This is a genomic window from Streptococcus vulneris (assembly GCF_019218685.1).
In the GTDB taxonomy this organism is placed as follows: Bacteria; Bacillota; Bacilli; order Lactobacillales; family Streptococcaceae; genus Streptococcus; species Streptococcus vulneris.
This window is the reverse complement of sequence record NZ_JAHUZC010000046.1, coordinates 1-322: the sequence shown is the minus strand read 5'-3', so window position 1 is coordinate 322 and position 322 is coordinate 1. Positions and strand designations below refer to the sequence as shown.

Below are 322 nucleotides of genomic sequence, written 5' to 3'. Positions count from 1 at the left end.
GTATATGAATAAAGAATTCCAAAGGTAACTGCTGCCCACGCGGCAGGTGTGCAGATGCGCTGGCATGGCCGCGATCAAGCGCACCGGGCCCACGCGGACTCGCCGCCTTGCTCGGTATCATCACCAGGTTTTCACGGATCGGCCGCGTTCAAGGCCAGAAGGACTTTCGATGAAAAATGCGTTCCGCTCGCGCTCTTGTCTGCCGTCCTGCTGACGGCCTGCGGTCCCAACAAGATCGTCGCCGACCTGCCGTCGCCTGACGGCAAGTACCACGTCGAGGTCCGCCTCTGCCCGCAGCCCGGCTCGCTGACCTGGACCGAGA

General features: G+C 62.4%; 1 protein-coding gene. It reads left to right on the top strand.

The features are described from left to right. Positions 1-54: 54 nt before the first annotated feature. Positions 55-322 (top strand): hypothetical protein (locus KUA57_RS09535; RefSeq protein WP_218494164.1); only part of this gene is annotated, 268 nt, incomplete at its 3' end.